This is a genomic window from Streptomyces vulcanius, from assembly GCF_042653945.1.
GTDB lineage: Bacteria > Actinomycetota > Actinomycetes > Streptomycetales > Streptomycetaceae > Streptomyces > Streptomyces mangrovi.
Genome location: NZ_JBHSFK010000005.1, coordinates 11,687 through 29,887, shown reverse-complemented (window position 1 = coordinate 29,887; position 18,201 = coordinate 11,687). Strand labels below are relative to the sequence as shown.

The following is an 18,201-nucleotide window of genomic DNA, read 5'->3' as shown; positions in this document are numbered from 1 at the left end:
TCAGAACACCACCGCAACCGCTTCTCCGAATTCCGGGAAAGTTACCCACAGTATGTAAAGACAGAAGGCGGCAAGGGTGCCGATAGGCGAACAAAGAGTCACGATACGGACAGCCGAAAAAACTCGTTGAATCTTTGAACGGGGCCGCGCTTCTTCGCGTACTGCACCCTGTGACCAGTAATCCCGTCACCGTCACCGTGGCCTATCACGTGGTGCCGGGCCGTGAGGCCGACTTCCATACCTGGGGGTGGGCGATGCTGGGCGCGAGCTCCAGGCAGCAGGGCTTCCTCGGGGGTGGCGTCCTAGTAGACCGAGAGGCGGAGTGGCATGTCGTCTATCGCTTCGCCAGCGACAGCGCGGCTACTGCCTGGGAGAACTCCATCGACCGGGTGCAGTGGGAGGCCCGGACGGAGGGGGTCGCCCAGCGGACCGGGCGTCAGAGCGTGCACGGCTCCAAGGAGTGGTTCGACTCCCAGGCCCCCGTACCCCCGCCGCCGCCCCCACCTTCCCCGCCGGCGAAATGGAAACTTTGGTTCGTGAATATGAGCGCCGTTTTCCCACCGGTGCTCCTGTTCAATCTGATCGTGCTGCCCTATCTCGGCGGCCTCAATCCGTTGCTTCGCACGCTGTTCCTCTGCCTGTGCGTGACGGCCATCGTCACCTGGATTCTCATGCCGCGCCTTCAGCGTTTCTTCAAGAAATGGCTGTATCCCCCGCTCCAGGCGCTGCGCGGGCGGCACAAACGGCGGACCGCTCAGGTTCGTTAACGACAAAGGAGGTGGGCGGGTGAAGACCCTGCTCATCGACAATTATGACTCGTACACGTACAACCTGTTCCAGTTGATCGCCGAGGTCAACGGCGAGGAACCGGTAGTGATCACGAACGACGTTTCCGCAGATCGGCTGCCGGATCTGGCCGGGTTCGACAATGTGGTGGTGTCCCCGGGACCCGGGCATCCGGGCAACGCCCGTGACTTCGGCATCAGCGCCCGCGCGATCGCCGAGGCCACCGTGCCGGTGCTCGGCGTGTGCCTCGGCCACCAGGGCATCGCCCTCGGGGAGCGGGGCGGCCGGGTGGTGCCGGCCCCCGAGCCCCGGCACGGGCATCTGACGTCGGTCCGGCACGACGGGCGGGATCTGTTCCAGGGGCTGCCGCAGCAGTTCACCGCGGTCCGCTACCACTCCCTGGCCGTGCACGAGCCGCTCCCGTCGACCCTGGAGGCCACGGCATGGGCCGAGGACGGCGTCCTGATGGGCATCCGGCACCGCGAACGGCCCCTGTGGGGCGTGCAGTTCCACCCGGAGTCGGTGCTCACCGAGTACGGCCACCGCATGCTCATGAACTTCCGCAACCTCACGGCCGATCTGGCACGCAGACCGCGGAGCAAGAACACCTCCGTGCCGCCGGCGGCCCCGGCACCCGTCTCGATCCGCGGGGTGTCCATCCCGCACCAGCGGCAGGCCAACCGGACCGCCTACCGGCTGCACACCCGCCGGATCGCCGGCGCGGTCGACACCGAGGCCGCCTTCGGGCGGCTGTTCGCGGCCTCGCCGCGCTCGTTCTGGCTGGACAGCTCCCGGGTCGAACAGGGACAGTCGCGCTTCTCCTTCCTGGGGGACGACAGCGGGCCGCTCGCCGAGTTCGTCCGGTACGACGTCCAGGCCGGCCGCTGTGAGATCGAGCGGGCGGGGAAGCCCCCGCGGAAGGTCACGGCGTCCGTCTTCGACTACCTCAAGCGGCAGTTGACCAACCGTCAGGTGGACGCCACCGGGCTGCCCTTCGACTTCACCTGCGGCTACGTCGGCTACTTCGGCTACGAGACCAAGGCCGACTGCGGCTCCCCGAACCGGCACCGCGCCGAAACCCCGGACGCCTCCTGGCTGTTCGCCGACCGGCTGATCGCGGTGGACCACCAGGAGGACCTCACCTACGCCGTCTGCCTCGCGGAGGACACCCCGCAGGCCGCGCGGGAGGCCACCGACTGGCTGGAGAGCACGCTGGCCGAGCTGACGTGCGTCGTCGCCCCGGACGGGCGGCAGGCGCCCCCGCCGCCCGCACCGGAGCCCGACCTCGGCGCCGCCGAACCGTGGCTCGTGCGCGACCGGGACACCTACCTCGCCGACATCGAGGCCTGCAAACGGGAACTGCGCGCCGGCACCAGCTACGAGATCTGTCTCACCGACGCCGTCCGGATGCCGGCGCCTGCGGACTCGTACGCCTTCTACCGGGAGCTGCGCCGCGTCAACCCGGCGCCGTACGCGGCCTTCCTGCGGTTCGGCGACCTCGATGTGGCGGGCGCCTCGCCCGAGCGTTTCCTGCGGATCACCCGGGACGGCGTCGCCGAGGCCAAGCCCATCAAGGGCACCGCGCCGCGCGGCGCGGACCCGGTGGAGGACGCCCGGCTGCGGGACGCGCTCGCGGCGGACGCCAAGACCCGCGCCGAGAACCTGATGATCGTCGACCTGCTCCGCAACGACCTCGGCCGGGTCTGCCGGACCGGCACCGTGCGGGTGTCCCGGCTGATGGCGACCGAGACGTACGCGACCGTGCATCAGCTGGTCTCCACCGTCGAGGGCCGGTTACGCGCCGACACGGACGCGGTGGACTGCGTCCGCGCCTGCTTCCCCGGCGGCTCGATGACCGGCGCGCCGAAGCTGCGCACGATGGAGATCATCGACGAGCTGGAGACCGAGGCGCGGGGCGTGTACTCCGGCGCCCTGGGCTACCTGGGGTGCAGCGGCGGCGCCGACCTCAACATCGTGATCCGTACGGCCGTACTGGCCGACGGCCGGCTGCATCTGGGCGCGGGCGGCGCGATCGTCCTCGACTCCGACCCGGTCGCCGAGTACGACGAGATGCTCCTGAAGACGGCGGCCCAGATGCGGGCCCTGCGGGAGCACACCACGGCCCCCGCGGGCACGGCCCCCGAGGAGGCGGCCCGATGACGATCCACCAGCCCCCTCCCCTGTCAGCCACCGTCCCCGCCACGACCGGGGCCAACCTCGCCGCCCACCTCGCCCGGCTCTCCGGGCAGCGGGGCTGGGAGGCTCGGGCCGCGTTTCATCAGGGGCATCGGACCTGGACACACGGCGAGGTGCACGACCTCGCGGCGCGGGTCTCCGGAGTGCTGGCCGACGAGGGAGTACGGGCCGGGGACCGGGTGGTGCTCGCGCTGCCGGACTCGATCGCCTGGGTGGCGGCGTTTCTGGGGGTCGCGCGGCTGGGCGCCGTGGCCGTGCTGGTGAACCCCGAACTGCCCGCCACCGACCACGCGTTCGTCGCCGCCGACACGGCCGCCGTGCTGTGTGTGACCGGGCCCGGCCTCGAGGACGACCGGTTCGGCGGCGCGGCCCGGATCGGCGCCGACCAGCTGCTCGCGCTCGCCGCGACGTCCGGCGCGGCCGAACCGCACCCCGTGGACGCGGACAGCCCGCTCTACATCCAGTACACCTCCGGGACGACCGGCCCGCCCAAGGGTGTCGTGCACACGCACTCCGACCCGGCGGCGTACCACGAACTCATCGGACGGCCGCTGCTCGGGATCACCCCGGACGACGTCACCCTGTCGGTGTCCAAGCTGTACTTCGCCTACGGCTTCGGCAACGCCTTCGTGTTCCCGCTCTTCTCCGGGTCGTCCGCCGTGCTGGTGGACCGCAGGCCCGCGCCCGCCGCCGTGGACGAGCTCGTCGCCCGGCACCGGGTCACGCTGCTCTACTCCGTGCCGTCCGCGTACGCCGCGCTGGTGGCCGACCGGGGCAGCGGCCACGAGGCCTGCTTCGCCTCCGTACGGGCCGCCGTCTCGGCCGGCGAGGGCATGCCGGACGGGCTCGGGGAGCGGGTCACCGAGCTGCTGGGCGCGCCCGTCCTGGAGCAGATCGGCTCCACGGAGGCCGGTCACGCCTTCTGCGCCAACAGCTTCGGCCACAACCACCCGGGCACCGTCGGCCGTCCCGTGCCCGGCTTCGAGGTGGAACTGCGCGACCGCGCGGGACGCCCGGTGCCGGACGGCACCGAGGGCGAACTGTGGGTGCGCGGGCCGACGGTGACGCCCGGCTATCTCAACCGCCCCGAGGAGACCGCCCGCACCCTGGTCGGCGGCTGGCTCGCCACCCACGACCGGGCGCGCCGCGAACCCGACGGCGCGTTCCGGCACCTGGGCCGCGCCGACGACATGGAGATGGTCGGCGGCATCACCGTCTCCCCGCTGGAGGTGGAGGCGGTCCTGCGCACCCACCCGGCGGTACGGGAGGTCGCGGTCGCCGCCGTCACCGACACGAGCGGCGCCGGCCGGCTGCGCGCCTTCGTCATCCCCGTCACCCACGCGCCGGACGGTCTCCAGGAGGACCTTCTGCGGCTGGCCCGGGAGCGCCTCGCCGCGTTCAAGGTCCCCCGCAGCGTCAGCGTCGTCGCGTCCCTGCCCCGGACCCCCACCGGAAAGCTTCGCCGCCATCTGGTCCGCCAGGGGGCCTGGTGACCACACCCAGAGCCATGCCCAGAGCCATGCCCAGAGTCACGTCCGAGAGGAACAGTCTCATGTCCCAGCAGCCCCTCCTCGCCGACCGCGGGTTCTACCTGGGCCCGATGTTCCGCCAGGCAGCCGACCGGCACGGAGCCGTGTTCGTCACCCTGGACCGTCCGCTGGACACCCACCCCGATCTCGGGACGGCGCTCAGCTACACGGTCCTGGCCGATGTGGTGGACGACCTGTCGGGACGCCTGTGGGCGGCCGGGGTGCGGCCCTCGGAGCAGGTCGTCGTCCACAAGACGGACAACGTCGACATCGTGCTGCTGACCTGCGCGATCTCCCGGATCGGCGCGGTGCCGGTACTGCTGTCGCCCGCGCTGGCCGGACCGGTGGTGGGCAAGCTGCTCGCCCGGCTCCAGCAGCCGTGGCTGGTCACGGACGCCGCGAAGCTGGCCGGGCCCCTCAAGACGGAGGACCTGGACGGTCTCGTACGGCGCACCCTCACCGTGGCCGACGCGCCGGGCGCCGAGTCGCTGCAGAAGCACGCCGGAGCCGAGACCCCGCGTCCCGTACGCCTCCACCCCCGCGAACCCGCCCTGATCACCCACAGCTCGGGCACCACCGGGGTGCCCAAGCTCGCCGTGCACTGCGCGAACACCATGTGGAACCGGCTCGTGCCGCAGAAGGCGATGGGCTGGCCCACCCGCGGCGAGGTCGCGGCGCTGCACATGTCGTTCGTGCACTCGCGCTTCTACCATCTGCTCGGCGTGCTCCTGCACTTCGGCAGCCCGCTGCTGCTGATCACCGACCCGGACCCGGCGTCCGTCGGCCCGCTTCTGGTCCGGCACCGGCCGGGCATCGTCGAGACCCACCCCAACACCTTCGTGCTGTGGGAGGAGTTGGCCGACGCGCCGGGCGCGCCGCTGTCGCGCGTGAAGTCGTACGGCTCGACGTTCGACGCGATCCACCCGCGTACCGTACGGCGGTTGCTGGACGCCTCGAAGCGCCGTACGCCCTGGCTCATCCAGCTGTACGGGCAGAGCGAGAGCGGACCGGTGGCGTTCCAGTGGTTCACCCGGCGTTCCGTGTCCCGGGCGGACGGCCGCCGGGTCGGCACCGGCATCCCCGGCTTCACCCGGGTCCGGGTGACCGGAGAGGACGGGCGGCGGGTCGCACCCGGCACGCCCGGCCGGATCGAGGCCCGCACCCGGGGCCGCATCCTCACCTACCTGGGCGCGCAGGACCAGTACGACCGTCAGCTCACCGGCGGCTGGTGGCAGATGGGCGACATGGGGTACCGCAGCCGGCTGGGCGGGCTGTACCTGATGGACCGTGAGGTCGACCAGATCGACTCCGTGCACAGCAACCTCGAGGTCGAGGACACCCTGATGGACCGCCTGGAGGAGCTGCGCGAGGTGGTCATCGTGCCCGGCGCGGACCGCGAGCCGGTGCCGGTGGTGTGCGTGCGCGGCGAACGGCCCCTGGACCCGGACCGCTGGCGGGAGGCCACGGCAGATCTGCCGGCGATGGCCGAGCCGAGGCAGTGGAGGTTCGAGGAGCTGCCGATGACGGCCACCTGGAAGGTGAAGCGTCTGGAGATCACCCGCATGCTGGCGGAGGCGCGAGAGCCGGTGCGCGCGTGAACCCTGTGATCGTGGTGGGTGCGGGCCCGGTCGGTCTGTCGGCCGCGCTGGGCCTGCGCTCGCACGGGCTGGCGGTCACGCTCCTGGAGGCGGACCCCGAGGACCGTCAACGGCCGGGCAGCCGGGCCCTGTTCGTCCACCGGGAGACCCTGCGGCTGCTGGACGGGATGTCCCCGGGCCTGGCCGCCGAGATCACCGCGTACGGCCGGACCTGGCACACCCGGCGCACCCTCTACCGGGGCCGCGAGGTGTACTCCCGTACCTTCCCGCCCCCGTCCGGGCTGCCGCCGTTCACCAGCCTGCGCCAGGTGGACACCGAGCGCTTCCTGCGCGCCGCGTGCGAGCGGGCCGGGGTGGAGTTCGTCTGGGACGCCCGGATCGCGGGGGTGCGCACGAACGCGGACGGCGTCACGCTGACCGGCGAGGACGGGCGGGAGTGGCGCGCCGGGTACGTCGTCGCGGCGGACGGCGCCCGTTCGGCGGTCCGGCACGAGCTGGGCATCGCCATGGAGGGCACCCGCGGCGAGGGCTTCCACGTCGTCGTCGACATCGCGGACGTGCCGGGCGCCGAACTCCCGCTGGAGCGGGTGTTCCACTACGAGCATCCGGGCGTCGGGGGCCGCAGTGTGATGCGGGTGCCGTTCACCGGGGGCTTCCAGGTCGACCTGCAGTGCCGCGACGACGACGCGGAGGAGGCGTACGGCACCGAGGACGCCGTACGCCGATGGCTGCCCGGGGTCGTGGGCGACGGGTACGCCGACCGGATCCTGTGGGTGTCGACGTACCGCTTCCTGCGCAAGGTCGCGGCCTCCTTCACCGACCCGCACCGCAGGGTGCTGCTGGTCGGGGAGGCGGCGCATCTCTTCCCGCCGTTCGGCGCGCGGGGCATGAACAGCGGGATCGCCGACGCGGCTGCGGCCGCGGAGGCCGTCGCGGCCGGGACGGCGGAGGCGGTGGACGGTTTCGCCGACGTACGGCGTGCGGCGGGGCTGTTCAACAGCGACGCCGCCGGGATCGCCCTGGACCATCTGCGTCCGCACCGCCGGATCGTACGGCTGCGGCAGCGCGCGGCGGCGGCACTCTCGCCGGTGCTGCCGTCGTGCGGGTCGTGGCTGGAGCACGCGCCGTACGGACCCCGGGGCGGGGCGCCGGCGGTCGCGGGCGGCAAGTACTGAGGAGGACCGATTGGGTGCACAACTGACGCTCGGGGAAGGCTTGTTGAGCTGGTCCCCCAGCCGCGGACTGACCTCGGAGACGGACCCCGTGCCCGACGGACGGCTGCTGGTCGCGGACTCGTGGCTGGTGCGCGAGGGCCGGGTGCGCGGGTACACCAGGCACCGGGAGCGGTTTCTGCGGGCCTGCGCGGAGTGCGGCGGGCCGGGGCCGCGCCGGCTGGTCGAGTTCTGGCAGGACGTGACCGACGCGCTGCCCCGCACCGGCGAGTGGTTTCCCCGGGTGGAGCTCGCCGCCGGTTCCCTGGAGTTGAGACTGCGGCTGCGGCACGCCCCGCCGCTCGGCACGGAGATACGCCTGTGGGCCGTCGGCCAGCCGGACCTGCGGACCGTACCCCGCCGCAAGGGGCCGGACCTGGACGCGCTGGCCCGGGTGCGCGGACGGGCGTCCGGCGCGGGCGCCCAGGAGGCGGTGCTGGTGACGCCGTCCGGGGTGGTGCTGGAGTCGCCGACGGCGAGTGTGCTGTGGTGGGAGGACGACACCCTGTGCCTGCCCCCGCCCCGGCTGCCCCTGCTGCCCGGCGTGACGGCCGGACTCGTCCAGGAGCGGGCCGTACGGTCCGGGACCACCATCGCCCACCGCGAGCGGACCCTGGCCGAGCTGGACGGGCGGGAGGTGTGGACGGTGAATGCGCTGCACGGACTCCGGCCGGTGACGGGCTGGATCGGGGAATCGATGGCAGCCGGTCCCGCGACGCGGGCGGGGGAATGGCGGGAATGGCTGGAGGGATTGTCCGAGCCGCTTCCGGAGAAATAAAAAGCATGAAAGGCGGGCATCGGCGAACAACGCCGATGCCCGAATTTCGCGTTTCTTTCTACGGGTATTACGGGTATTACTTCTTGGCGGGCTGATATGCCCCCGGCGCCATCCGGGTCGCGATGGCGATCCGGTTGTACGCGTTGATGACGGTGACCGCCCAGATGAGTGCCGCGATCTGCGCCTCGTCGAACACCTCGGCCGCCTCCGCGTAGACGTCGTCCGGGACGTGCCCGTCGGCGACGAAGGTCACGGCCTCGGTCAACGCCAGTGCGGCGCGCTCCCGTTCGGTGAAGAACGGGGTCTCCCGCCAGGCGTTCAGCGCGTAGATGCGCTGCTCGGTCTCGCCCTCGGCGCGGGCGTCCTTGGTGTGCATGTCGAGGCAGAACGCGCAGCCGTTGAGCTGCGAGGCACGGATCCTGACCAGTTCGAGGAGCTCCGGCTCGACCTTGGCATCGGCCGCGGCGGAAACAGCGGCGGCATGCAGGGAACCCATCGCCTTGGAAACGTCGGGGGTGATTTTCTTCAGGGCCACACGGGATATCTGATCGCTGTTGCTCATGAGCTGACTATAGCCACTTCTTCCATGTGGACGCGTGCGAGTCCACCCACTTTTCCGCCGCCTCCTCCGGCGTCAGTTTCTGGTCGGCGATCATCAGGGAGACCGCGTTCTGGTCGGCGGTGGTCCACTGGAACTTCTTCAGGAAGGCCGCCGCCTTGCCGCCGTCCTTCGCGAAGTCCGTGTTGAGGTACTTCTGGAGCGGGGTGTGCGGGTAGCCGCAGGCGACCTTCGCGGGGTCGGTGTCGCAGCCCTCCTTGTAGGCCGGGAGCTTCACCTCCGTCATGGGGACCTTCTCGAACAGCCACTGCGGGGCGTACCAGTAGGTGAGGAAGGGCTTCTTCTCCTTGGCGAACTGCCTGATCTGGGTGATCTGGGCGGCCTCCGAACCGGCGAACACCACCTGGTAGTCCAGGTTCAGGTTCTTCACCAGGGCCTTGTCGTTGGTGACGTAGGACGGGGAGCCGTCCAGCAACTGGCCCTTGGCGCCGCTCTCGGCGGTTCGGAAGAGGGAGGCGTACTTGTCCAGGTTCTTCCAGTTCGTGATGTCCGGGTGCTGCTTGGCGAAGTAGGTCGGCACGTACCAGCCGATGTGCCCGGTGACGCCGAGGCCACCGCCGCGCGTGATCGTCTTCTTGTCGTCGACATACCGCTTCTCCTGGTCGGGGTGGCCCCAGTCCTCCAGGAGGGCGTCGACCCGGCCCTGGCTGAGGGCGTCCCAGGCGGGGACCTCGTCGACCTGGACGGTGTCGACGCGGTAGTGCAGCTTGTGCTCCAGGATGTACTGGGCGACGGCCACGTTCGACTGGGCGCCGACCCAGGACTGCACGGAGAGGGTCACCGTGTTGGAGCCCTGGGCGTCGGCGAACGGGGACGCCTGCTTGGTCATGTCGGCGGCACCGCAGCCGGTGAGCAGCACCAGCGTGCCCGCGAGGGCTGTCGCACTTGTGCGGATACGCATGTCAGGCTCCCTTCCGCGAGTCGTGCGCGCGGCGTTCCGTGGGCTGGGTGACCCGGTCGAGCATCAGGCCGAGGCAGACGATGGCCGCGCCCGCGACCAGACCGGTGGCCAGATCGCCCTGGGCGAGGCCGAAGACGGCGTCGTAGCCGAGCGCGCCACCGCCGACCAGGCCGCCGATGACGACGACGGCGAGGACGAGCACCACGCCCTGGTTGACGGCGAGCAGCAACGCGGGCCGGGCGAGCGGGAGCTGGATCTGGCGCAGCTGCTGCGCGGGGGTCGCGCCGAGGGACCGCGCGGACTCCAGGGCGGCCGGGTCGACCTGGCGCAGGCCCTGCGCGGTGATCCGTACGACGGCCGGCAGCGCGTAGACGACGGCGGCGGCCACGGCGGGCGCGCGCCCTACGCCGAACAGCGCGACGACGGGGATGAGATACACGAACTGCGGCATCGTCTGGAAGACGTCGAGGACGGGCCGCAGCAGGCGTTCGAAGCGTTCGCTGCGGGCGGCGGCGATACCGGTCGCGAAGCCGAGGACGAGGGTGACGGCGACGGCGGCGAGCACCTGGGAGAGGGTGTCCAGGGCCGGCGCCCACACGCCGAGGACGCCGATCGCGGACATCGCCAGGACGGCGGTCAGCGCGGTGCGCCAGGTGCCGATCGGCCAGGCCACGGCGGCGATCAGCAGCAGTACGGCCCACCAGGGCAGGCCCTGCAGACCGTCCCGGAGCGGGTCGAGGACCCAGGTGGTGAAGCGCCCGGCCCAGTCGGCGGTGCCGCCGACGACCGGTACGCCGGTGTAGAGGTGGTCGGTCATCCAGCCGACGGCGTCGTTGACGGGGGCGGCGATGGCCACCGTCCAGGACTCGGGCCAGTCGAGCCGTCCGGCGGCCCGGCCGACGAGGGCGACGAGTACGGCGGCTGCGGCGGCGCCGAGGTAGGCGCGGGTCGAGAAGCGGGGCCCCTCGTCGTCTGCCGTGCCGGCCGCGGCTGTCACACGGTCCAGGACGACCGCGAGCAGCACGATCGGGATACCGGCGGCCAGGGCCGCGCCCACGTCGACCGAGGCCAGCGCCTGGTAGACGCGGTCACCGAGGCCGCCCGCGCCGATGACGGACGCGATGACGGCCATGGACAGCGCCATCATGATCGTCTGGTTGAGGCCGAGGAGGAGTTCCTTGCGGGCGAGGGGGATGCGGGCGGTCAGCAGCCGCTGGCGGGCGGTCGCGCCGAGGGAGTCCACCGCCTCCAGGACCTCCTTGTCCGCGTTGTGCAGCCCGAGCGCGGTGAGCCGGGCCATGGGCGGGGCCGCGTAGACGACGGTGGCCAGGACGGCCGCCGGGACGCCGATGCCGAAGATCAGGACGACGGGGAGGAGGTAGGCGAAGGCGGGGAGCACCTGCATGGTGTCCAGGACCGGGCGCAGGGCGCGGTCCAGGCGGGGGGAGAGACCGGCGGCGAGGCCGAGGACCGCGCCGACGACGACCGATGCGAGGACGGCTACGACCATCAGGGCGAGCGTCTGCATCGTCGGGACCCACATGCCCAGTGCGCCGCAGGCGAGAAACGCGGCGGCCGTGCCCAGGGCCAGGCGGGTGCCGGCGGCCCGCCAGGCGGCGAGGGCCGCGATGGCCGTGACGCCTGCCCAGCCTGCGGCCAGGAGGATCAGGTAGACGGCGCGTACGGCGATCACCACGCCGTTGCTGAGGTAGCCGAGGAAGTAGAGGAACAGGGGGTGGGTGTCGCGGTTGTCGATGATCCAGTCGCTGGCCGTGGTGAGGGGTTTGGTGAGGTCGATGGTCAGTTTTTCAGGCCAACTGCCGCTGTCCCAGTGGGCGTTGGCCAAGGGCACGAGGATCGCTGCGGCCAGGGCGAGGAGGATTAGTTTGCGGGCGGTAGGAGGGATGGCTAGGCGGGCGACCGGTGTCGTGATCGTTGCCATCAGATCGCCTCCGGGGTGGGGGCGGGGGGCGGGGACACTGGCCCGCGTTTGCGGGGTGCCGCTGCGCCCACCCGTGCCGCCCCAGCGGCACGATTGCCCGCAGTGGGGGCTACGCCCGCTACGACGTCTAGGAGTACCTCGTGGTCCACGACTCCTACGCACCGGCCACCTTCCATCACCCGCGCCGGTTCGCCCGCTCGGGCCACTGCCTCTATCGCCTCCGACACCGTTGCCGTCGGGGGGACGGCCGGGCCCGATGTCTCGCCTGCGGCCTGCGGGCGCATCGCCGTGCGGACCGTCAGGACCTGTTCGCGCGGTACGTCCCTGACGAACTCGCGGACGTAGTCGTCGGCCGGGGAGCCGACGATCTCCTCCGGGGTGCCGAGCTGGACGACGCGGCCGTCGCGCATGAGGGCGATGCGGTCACCCAGCCTCAGGGCCTCGCTGAGGTCATGGGTGATGAAGACCATCGTGCGGCCCTCCTCGCGGTGCAGCCGGATGACCTCCTCCTGCATGTCCCGCCGGATGAGGGGGTCGAGGGCGCTGAAGGGCTCGTCGAAGAGGAGGACCTCGGGGTCGACGGCCAACGCCCGCGCCAGGCCGACGCGTTGGCGCTGGCCACCGGAGAGCTGGCCGGGCCTGCGCCGCTCCATGCCGTCCAGGCCGACCTTGGCGACGACGTCGGCGGCCCGCGCCCTGCGCTCGGAGCGGCCCATGCCCTGGATCTCCAGGCCGTAGGCCACGTTGTCGAGGACCGTGCGGTGCGGGAGGAGGCCGAAGTGCTGGAAGACCATCGCGGCTCGGTGGCGGCGCAGTGCGCGCAGCCGGGTGCGGTCCATGGCGCCGACGTCCTCGCCGTCGATGGCGATGGAGCCGGCCGTCGGCTCGATCAGCCGGGTGAGACAGCGGACGAGGGTGGACTTGCCGGAGCCGGAGAGGCCCATGACGACGAAGACCTCGCCCTTGCGGACGTCGAAGGAGACATCCCGGACGGCGGCCGTGCAGCCGGTGCGGGAGCGCAGTTCGGCGGGCGGCAGGGCGGTCAGCTCGGGGTCGGCGGGGACGCGGTCGGCCCTGGGGCCGAAGACCTTCCACAGGCCGTTGACGGAGAAGACGGGCGTGCTCATGCGGCACCTCCGATCAGGTCGGCGGCTCGTTCCCCGACCATGAGGACGCCGAGCATCGGGTTGACGGCGGGGATGGTCGGGAAGACGGAGGCGTCGGCGACGCGCAGTCCGTCGAGGCCCCGCACCTTCAACTGGGGATCCACGACGGCGAGTTCGTCCTCGTCGGCTCCCATGCGGCAGGTGCCGGCGGGGTGGTACACGGTGTGGGCGGCCTTGCGGGCGTACGCGCTCAGTTCCTCGTCGCCGGTCACCTGCGGGCCGGGGCAGACCTCGCGCTTGAGCCAGCCGGCGAGCGGTTCGGTGCGGGCTATCTGCCGGGCGAGGCGGATGCCGTCGACGAGGGTGCGGCCGTCGTAGTCGTCCTCGTCGGTGAAGTACCGGAAGTCCAGGGCGGGTTTGACGGACGGGTCGGCGCTCGTCAGGTAAAGGCGGCCCCGGCTGCGGGGCTTGGGGATGTTGGGGGTCATCGACACGCCGAACTCGGGGCGCTCGTAGCCCAGTCGCTCGGGGTTGTCGGTGAAGGGGACCTGGTAGAAGTGGAACATCAGGTCGGGTCCGGGGGACGCGGGGTCGCGGCGGACGAACAGGCCGGCGTCGGAGTCCATCGCGGAGTTCTCCGGGATCGGGCCGTGGGTCTCCCAGACGATCACCGACTCGGGGTGGTCGAGGAGGTTCTCGCCGACGCCCGGCAGGTCGTGGGCGACCGGGATGCCGAGGGCGTCCAGGTCCGCGCGCGGGCCGATGCCGGAATGGAGCAGCAGGCGGGGCGAGTCCACGGCGCCGGCGCACAGCACGACCTCGTGGCGGGCCCGTACGAGGATCTCCTCGCCGTCCTTCGTGCGGACGTGGACGCCCTCGGCCCGGGTGCCGTTCAGCTCCAGGCGGTACGCCCAGGTCTCCAGGAAGATCCTCAGGTTGGGGCGCTCGTCCATCACGGGGTGGAGGTAGGCGACGGACGCGCTCGACCGCTTGTTGTTCTCGGGGTGGTAGGCGAGGTCGAAGAAGCCGACGCCCTCGGTGAAGGGCTTGCGGTTGAAGCCGTCGACATGTGGCACGCCGAGGGCCGCGCCCGCCGAGTCGACGAAGTCGCGGGCGACGGCGTTCCGGTCCTTCTCGTCGACCGGGACGATGTTGTTGAGCAGACGCGCGTAGTACGCCTCCATCGGCACCGCGCCCCAGCCCTTGGCACCGGCCGCCTCCCACTCGTCCCAGTCGGACGGCAGCGGCTTGAAGGCGATGAGGGTGTTGTGGGAGGAGCAGCCGCCGAGGACGCGGGCGCGGCTGTGCCGGATGTGGGAGTTGCCGCGGGGCTGCTCGGTGGTGGGGTAGTCGTAGTCGAGTTCGCCGCCGAGCAGGCCCGTCCAGCGGCGCAGGGTCAGGACGTCGTCCCGGTCCACGTCAGTGGGGCCGCCCTCGATGACGGCGACGGTGACGTCCGGGTTCTCGGTGAGACGGGAGGCGATGACGGAACCGGCGGTTCCGCCTCCGATCACCACATAGTCGTACTCATGCGGGGGCATAAGGGTGCTCCAGAGAAGTCTGAGGGGTGCAGGGGGTGCGGGGGGGCTGGGGTGGCTCAGCCGGCGAACCAGCGCACCGGCTTCGGCGCGAGGTTCTGGTAGACGTGCTTGGTCTCGCGGTACTCGGCGAGCCCGGCGGGCCCGAGTTCGCGGCCCACGCCGCTCTTGCCGAAGCCGCCCCACTCCGCCTGCGGGAGATAGGGGTGGAAGTCGTTGATCCAGACGGTGCCGTGCCGCAGCCGGCCGGCGACGCGCCGCGCCCGGCCCGCGTCGGCGGTCCAGACGGCGCCGGCCAGGCCGTACTCGGTGTCGTTGGCGAGCGCGACCGCCTCGTCCTCGGTGCGGAAGGTCTCGACGGTGAGGACCGGCCCGAAGACCTCCTCCCGTACGACCTTCATCTCGCGGTGGCAGCAGTCGAGGACCGTCGGCTCGTAGAAGTAGCCGGTGGCGGGGCGGGTGTCGGTCGGCTGGGGCCGCTTGCCGCCACTGCGCAGCACCGCGCCCTCCGCGAGCGCGGACTCGACGTACACCTCGACCTTGGCGCGCTGCTGCTCGGAGACGAGCGGTCCGCACTCGACGCCGTCCTCCGTGCCGCGTCCGAGGCGGATCCTCTCGGCCCGGCGGGCGAGTTCGGCGACGAAGCGGTCCCGGACCGACTCCTCGACGATGAGGCGGGAGCCCGCCGAGCAGACCTGGCCGCTGTGGATGAAGGCCGCGTTGAGGGCCTGGTCGACGGCGGTGTCGAAGCCGTCCGCGGTGGCGCAGGCGTCGGCGAAGACGACGTTGGGGTTCTTGCCGCCGAGTTCGAGGGCGACCTTCTTCACCGTGGGGGCGGCGGCCTGGGCGACCTTGACGCCGCTGACCAGGCCGCCGGTGAAGGAGACGAGGTCGACGTCGGGGTGTTCGGCGAGGCGGGCGCCGACGGTGTGCCCGGGTCCGGTGACGATGTTGGCGACCCCTGCGGGCAGCCCGGCCTCGGCCAGCAGCGCGATCAGCGCGACCGTCGTCAGCGGCGTGATCTCGCTCGGCTTGACGACGAAGGTGTTGCCGGCCGCGAGGGCCGGGGCGATCTTCCAACTGGCCTGGAGGAGGGGGTAGTTCCACGGCGTGATCAGCGCGCACACACCGACCGGCTCGTGTACGACGACGCTGTGCACGTCGGCCGTGCCCGCGTCGACGACCCGCCCCGGGGCCTCCCCCGCCACCAGGTCGGCGAAGTAGCGGAAGGCGTCAGCGACGCAGTCGATGTCGACCCGGCCCTCTTCGAGGGTCTTGCCGGCGTCACGGCTCTCCAGCAGGCCGAGCCGTTCGCGGTCGCGTACGAGAAGATCAGCGACGCGGCGCAGCAGGGCGGCGCGTTCGGCGGCCGGGGTGCGCGGCCAGTCGCCCGTGTCGAAGGCGTGCCGGGCGGCGGCGACCGCCAGGTCGGTGTCCTTGTCGTCGCCCTCGGCGACCACGGCGAAGGGGCGTCCGTCGGCGGGGTCGATGATCTCGCGGGTCGCTCCGGAGCCGGCCGCGCTCCACTCGCCTCCCGCGTGGACGGTCTCGGGTGCCTGCGCTGTCGTTCTGTCGGCCATGGTCGGTGTTGCCTTCCGTTCCTGTGCGGTCCCCCTGCGCCACCGAAGAACCTTCCTCGGGGACCGCCGTCGCCTGCCCTCCCCTTCCGGATTGCATGCGCAATCGAGGGCGGAAAGTGCGCCGAGTCACTGAACGGGAGGGCATTTCTGGACAAACGTCCCTGGACGGAGTTCATCCTCACCCTGTAACGCAGCTCAACATACGACGATCCCCGGGCGGCCGATGCCGTCCGGGGATCGTCGTATGTGCGGGACTCAGATGAGGCCGAGGGCGCGGACCGCCTCGCGCTCCTCCTCCAGCTCCTTCACCGACGCGTCGATGCGGGCGCGGGAGAACTCGTTGATGTCCAAGCCCTGGACGATCTCGTACACGCCGTCCTTCGCGGTGACCGGGAAGGACGAGATCAGGCCCTCCGGGACGCCGTAGGAGCCGTCCGACGGGATGCCCATGGAGGTCCAGTCGCCGTCCGCCGTGCCGTTGACCCAGGTGTGGACGTGGTCGATGGCGGCGTTCGCGGCGGAGGCGGCCGAGGACGCGCCACGGGCCTCGATGATGGCCGCGCCGCGCTTGGCGACGGTCGGGATGAAGTCCTCGGCCAGCCACTTCTCGTCGCCCACGACCTCGGCCGCGTTCTTGCCGGAGACCGTCGCGTGGAAGATGTCGGGGTACTGGGTGGCGGAGTGGTTGCCCCAGATGGTCAGGCGCTTGATGTCGGCGACCGTCGAGCCCGTCTTCTTCGCGAGCTGCGTCAGCGCGCGGTTGTGGTCGAGGCGGGTCATCGCGGTGAAGCGCTCGGCCGGTACGTCCGGCGCCGCGGCCTGCGCGATGAGCGCGTTGGTGTTGGCCGGGTTGCCGACGACCAGGACCTTGATGTCGTCCGCGGCGTTGTCGTTGATGGCCTTGCCCTGCGGCTTGAAGATGCCGCCGTTGGCGGAGAGCAGGTCGCCGCGCTCCATGCCCTTGGTGCGGGGGCGGGCGCCGACGAGAAGGGCGACGTTCGCGCCGTCGAAGGCGACGTTCGGGTCGTCGCTGATGTCGATGCCCTGGAGGAGCGGGAACGCGCAGTCGTCGAGCTCCATGGCGGTGCCCTCGGCGGCCTTCAGCGCGGGGGTGATCTCCAGCAGGCGCAGCTTGACCGGCACGTCCGCGCCGAGCAGCTGGCCGGAGGCGATGCGGAAGAGCAGGGCGTAACCGATCTGGCCGGCCGCGCCGGTGACGGTGACGTTCACGGGAGTGCGGGTCATGGCGTTCTCCGTATGACAGCTGTCGGTGGGGCGTCCCTGCCCCTGGTGGGACGTACAAATGATCGATCTCTCGGCATCAAGAGATCCATCCAGCGGTCAGGCTATCGCGCATCCGGGATCGCGGACGGCCGGGGTTGTGTGGCCCGTCCCACAGAGTGGACACCACGCGCGCGCAAGGGCGGCGGTCGCCCGTTCGGGAGAGGTGAAAGCGGGCGACCGCCGCCAGTGGGGGCCGGGTCGTGCCGGACTCCCGTGGGGGTCACTGTTCCGCGTTCCCGGGGCGGAGGGAGGTATTCCTGCCCTTCGCCGATTTCCTCGGCTTTCCTCGGCCTCCCTCAGCCCGTGCAGCCCCGCTCCCCCGACGCCAGCACCACGCACGCCGTCGCCCGGCGGGCGTCGGTCACCGCGATCATCGGGGTGTACGCGATCGTGTCGCCGGGAACCGTGACCGTGCCGGTGCGCTGCGCCCGGCCGACGGTCACCCGGACCTCGTCGCCGGACGCGGCCCGCGTGATGCGGCCCCAGGCCGCGCCGCAGGTCCGGCTGTAGCGGACCTCGACCAAGACCGTGCCGACCGTCGCGCTGTCCGTGGTGGTGACGAGATCGCCGCTGCACCCCATCGCCTCCGCGTCCTTGCCGGTGCAGGTGACGCCCTCGCACCCGACCCCGGAGGGCGGCGCGCTCCTCGGGCCGGCCGACGGCGACGACGGCGTCACGGCGGTCGCCGCCCGCCCGGCCTGCCCGGCGTCCCCGCCGTCCGTCAGCAGGAACGCCCCTACGACGACCATCACGACGGCCATGACCCCGCCGAGGAACAGCGCCCAGCGGCGGGAGCCGCGACCGGCGGCGGAGTCCGGGCGGGGCGGTGTCGGCGTGACCCCCGTCGAGCGGCTCCAGGCCCGCTCGGCCAGCTCCCACATCGTGGTCAGCTGGAGGACGGGCGTCCCGGTGATCTCGGCGAGGGCGACCACCGCGCCCTTGGGGGCGAGCATCCGGCCGTCGAGATAGCGCTCCCAGGACGTCCTGCCGTAGCCGGTCCGTTCGGCCAGCTCCGTGACGCCCAGCCCGTCGCGGTCCACGACCTCACGCAGCTGCACGACGAACTCCCGCACCCGCGGATCGAGTTCGTCCGGCAGTTCCCGTCGGCGCGCCATCGGACCACCACCCTCTCT

Annotated in this window: 14 protein-coding genes; 6 read left to right on the top strand and 8 right to left on the bottom strand. The window is 71.8% G+C overall.

The window, feature by feature from the left end; all coding sequences use genetic code 11:
- The first annotated feature begins 170 nt into the window (after window positions 1-170).
- From ACFPIH_RS09055 to ACFPIH_RS09030, 6 genes are read left to right on the top strand one after another with little or no spacing between them, the layout of a single operon-like run.
- Entirely contained in the window at window positions 171-767 is a 597-nt protein-coding gene (locus ACFPIH_RS09055) for a putative antibiotic biosynthesis monooxygenase (RefSeq protein WP_381165706.1), read from the top strand.
- 19 nt (window positions 768-786) lie between these two features.
- Window positions 787-2,946, top strand: a complete 2,160-nt coding sequence (gene pabB, locus ACFPIH_RS09050; protein ID WP_381165708.1) for an aminodeoxychorismate synthase component I — start codon at window positions 787-789, stop codon at window positions 2,944-2,946.
- Window positions 2,943-4,475 (top strand): benzoate-CoA ligase family protein, encoded by a 1,533-nt coding sequence (locus tag ACFPIH_RS09045; protein WP_381165711.1) that lies wholly within the window; start codon window positions 2,943-2,945, stop codon window positions 4,473-4,475. Before pabB ends, ACFPIH_RS09045 begins: the two co-directional genes overlap by 4 nt.
- A gap of 59 nt (window positions 4,476-4,534) precedes the next feature.
- Complete coding sequence (locus tag ACFPIH_RS09040; RefSeq protein WP_381165713.1) at window positions 4,535-6,109, top strand: class I adenylate-forming enzyme family protein; 1,575 nt, start codon at window positions 4,535-4,537, stop codon at window positions 6,107-6,109.
- Window positions 6,106-7,284 (top strand): FAD-dependent monooxygenase, encoded by a 1,179-nt coding sequence (locus ACFPIH_RS09035; protein WP_381165715.1) that lies wholly within the window; start codon window positions 6,106-6,108, stop codon window positions 7,282-7,284. Before ACFPIH_RS09040 ends, ACFPIH_RS09035 begins: the two co-directional genes overlap by 4 nt.
- A gap of 43 nt (window positions 7,285-7,327) precedes the next feature.
- Window positions 7,328-8,098, top strand: coding sequence for an aminotransferase class IV (locus tag ACFPIH_RS09030; RefSeq protein ID WP_381165717.1), 771 nt, complete (start codon window positions 7,328-7,330; stop codon window positions 8,096-8,098).
- 76 nt (window positions 8,099-8,174) lie between these two features.
- On the opposite strand, the gene ACFPIH_RS09025 is transcribed toward ACFPIH_RS09030, so the two are convergent.
- The 8 genes from ACFPIH_RS09025 to ACFPIH_RS08990 form a co-directional block, all read right to left on the bottom strand.
- Entirely contained in the window at window positions 8,175-8,660 is a 486-nt protein-coding gene (locus tag ACFPIH_RS09025) for a carboxymuconolactone decarboxylase family protein (protein ID WP_381165719.1), read from the bottom strand.
- Between the two features lie 7 nt (window positions 8,661-8,667).
- Window positions 8,668-9,618, bottom strand: a complete 951-nt coding sequence (locus ACFPIH_RS09020; protein WP_381165721.1) for an ABC transporter substrate-binding protein — start codon at window positions 9,616-9,618, stop codon at window positions 8,668-8,670.
- 1 nt (window position 9,619) lies between these two features.
- Complete coding sequence (locus ACFPIH_RS09015; protein ID WP_381165723.1) at window positions 9,620-11,560, bottom strand: ABC transporter permease; 1,941 nt, start codon at window positions 11,558-11,560, stop codon at window positions 9,620-9,622.
- The gene (locus tag ACFPIH_RS09010) at window positions 11,560-12,687 is read right to left on the bottom strand and encodes a quaternary amine ABC transporter ATP-binding protein (RefSeq protein ID WP_381165725.1); all 1,128 of its coding nucleotides are present in this window, start codon (window positions 12,685-12,687) and stop codon (window positions 11,560-11,562) included. The genes ACFPIH_RS09015 and ACFPIH_RS09010 overlap by 1 nt, the downstream gene beginning before the upstream one ends.
- On the bottom strand, window positions 12,684-14,207 hold the full coding sequence (locus ACFPIH_RS09005) for a GMC family oxidoreductase (protein WP_381165727.1): 1,524 nt from the start codon (window positions 14,205-14,207) through the stop codon (window positions 12,684-12,686). The genes ACFPIH_RS09010 and ACFPIH_RS09005 overlap by 4 nt, the downstream gene beginning before the upstream one ends.
- 56 nt (window positions 14,208-14,263) lie before the next feature.
- On the bottom strand, window positions 14,264-15,784 hold the full coding sequence (locus tag ACFPIH_RS09000) for an aldehyde dehydrogenase family protein (RefSeq protein ID WP_381165729.1): 1,521 nt from the start codon (window positions 15,782-15,784) through the stop codon (window positions 14,264-14,266).
- A 255-nt stretch (window positions 15,785-16,039) separates the two neighbouring features.
- Window positions 16,040-17,029, bottom strand: coding sequence for a malate dehydrogenase (locus ACFPIH_RS08995; protein WP_381165731.1), 990 nt, complete (start codon window positions 17,027-17,029; stop codon window positions 16,040-16,042).
- 335 nt (window positions 17,030-17,364) lie between these two features.
- Window positions 17,365-18,183, bottom strand: a complete 819-nt coding sequence (locus ACFPIH_RS08990; RefSeq protein ID WP_381165733.1) for a helix-turn-helix domain-containing protein — start codon at window positions 18,181-18,183, stop codon at window positions 17,365-17,367.
- Window positions 18,184-18,201 lie beyond the last annotated feature (18 nt).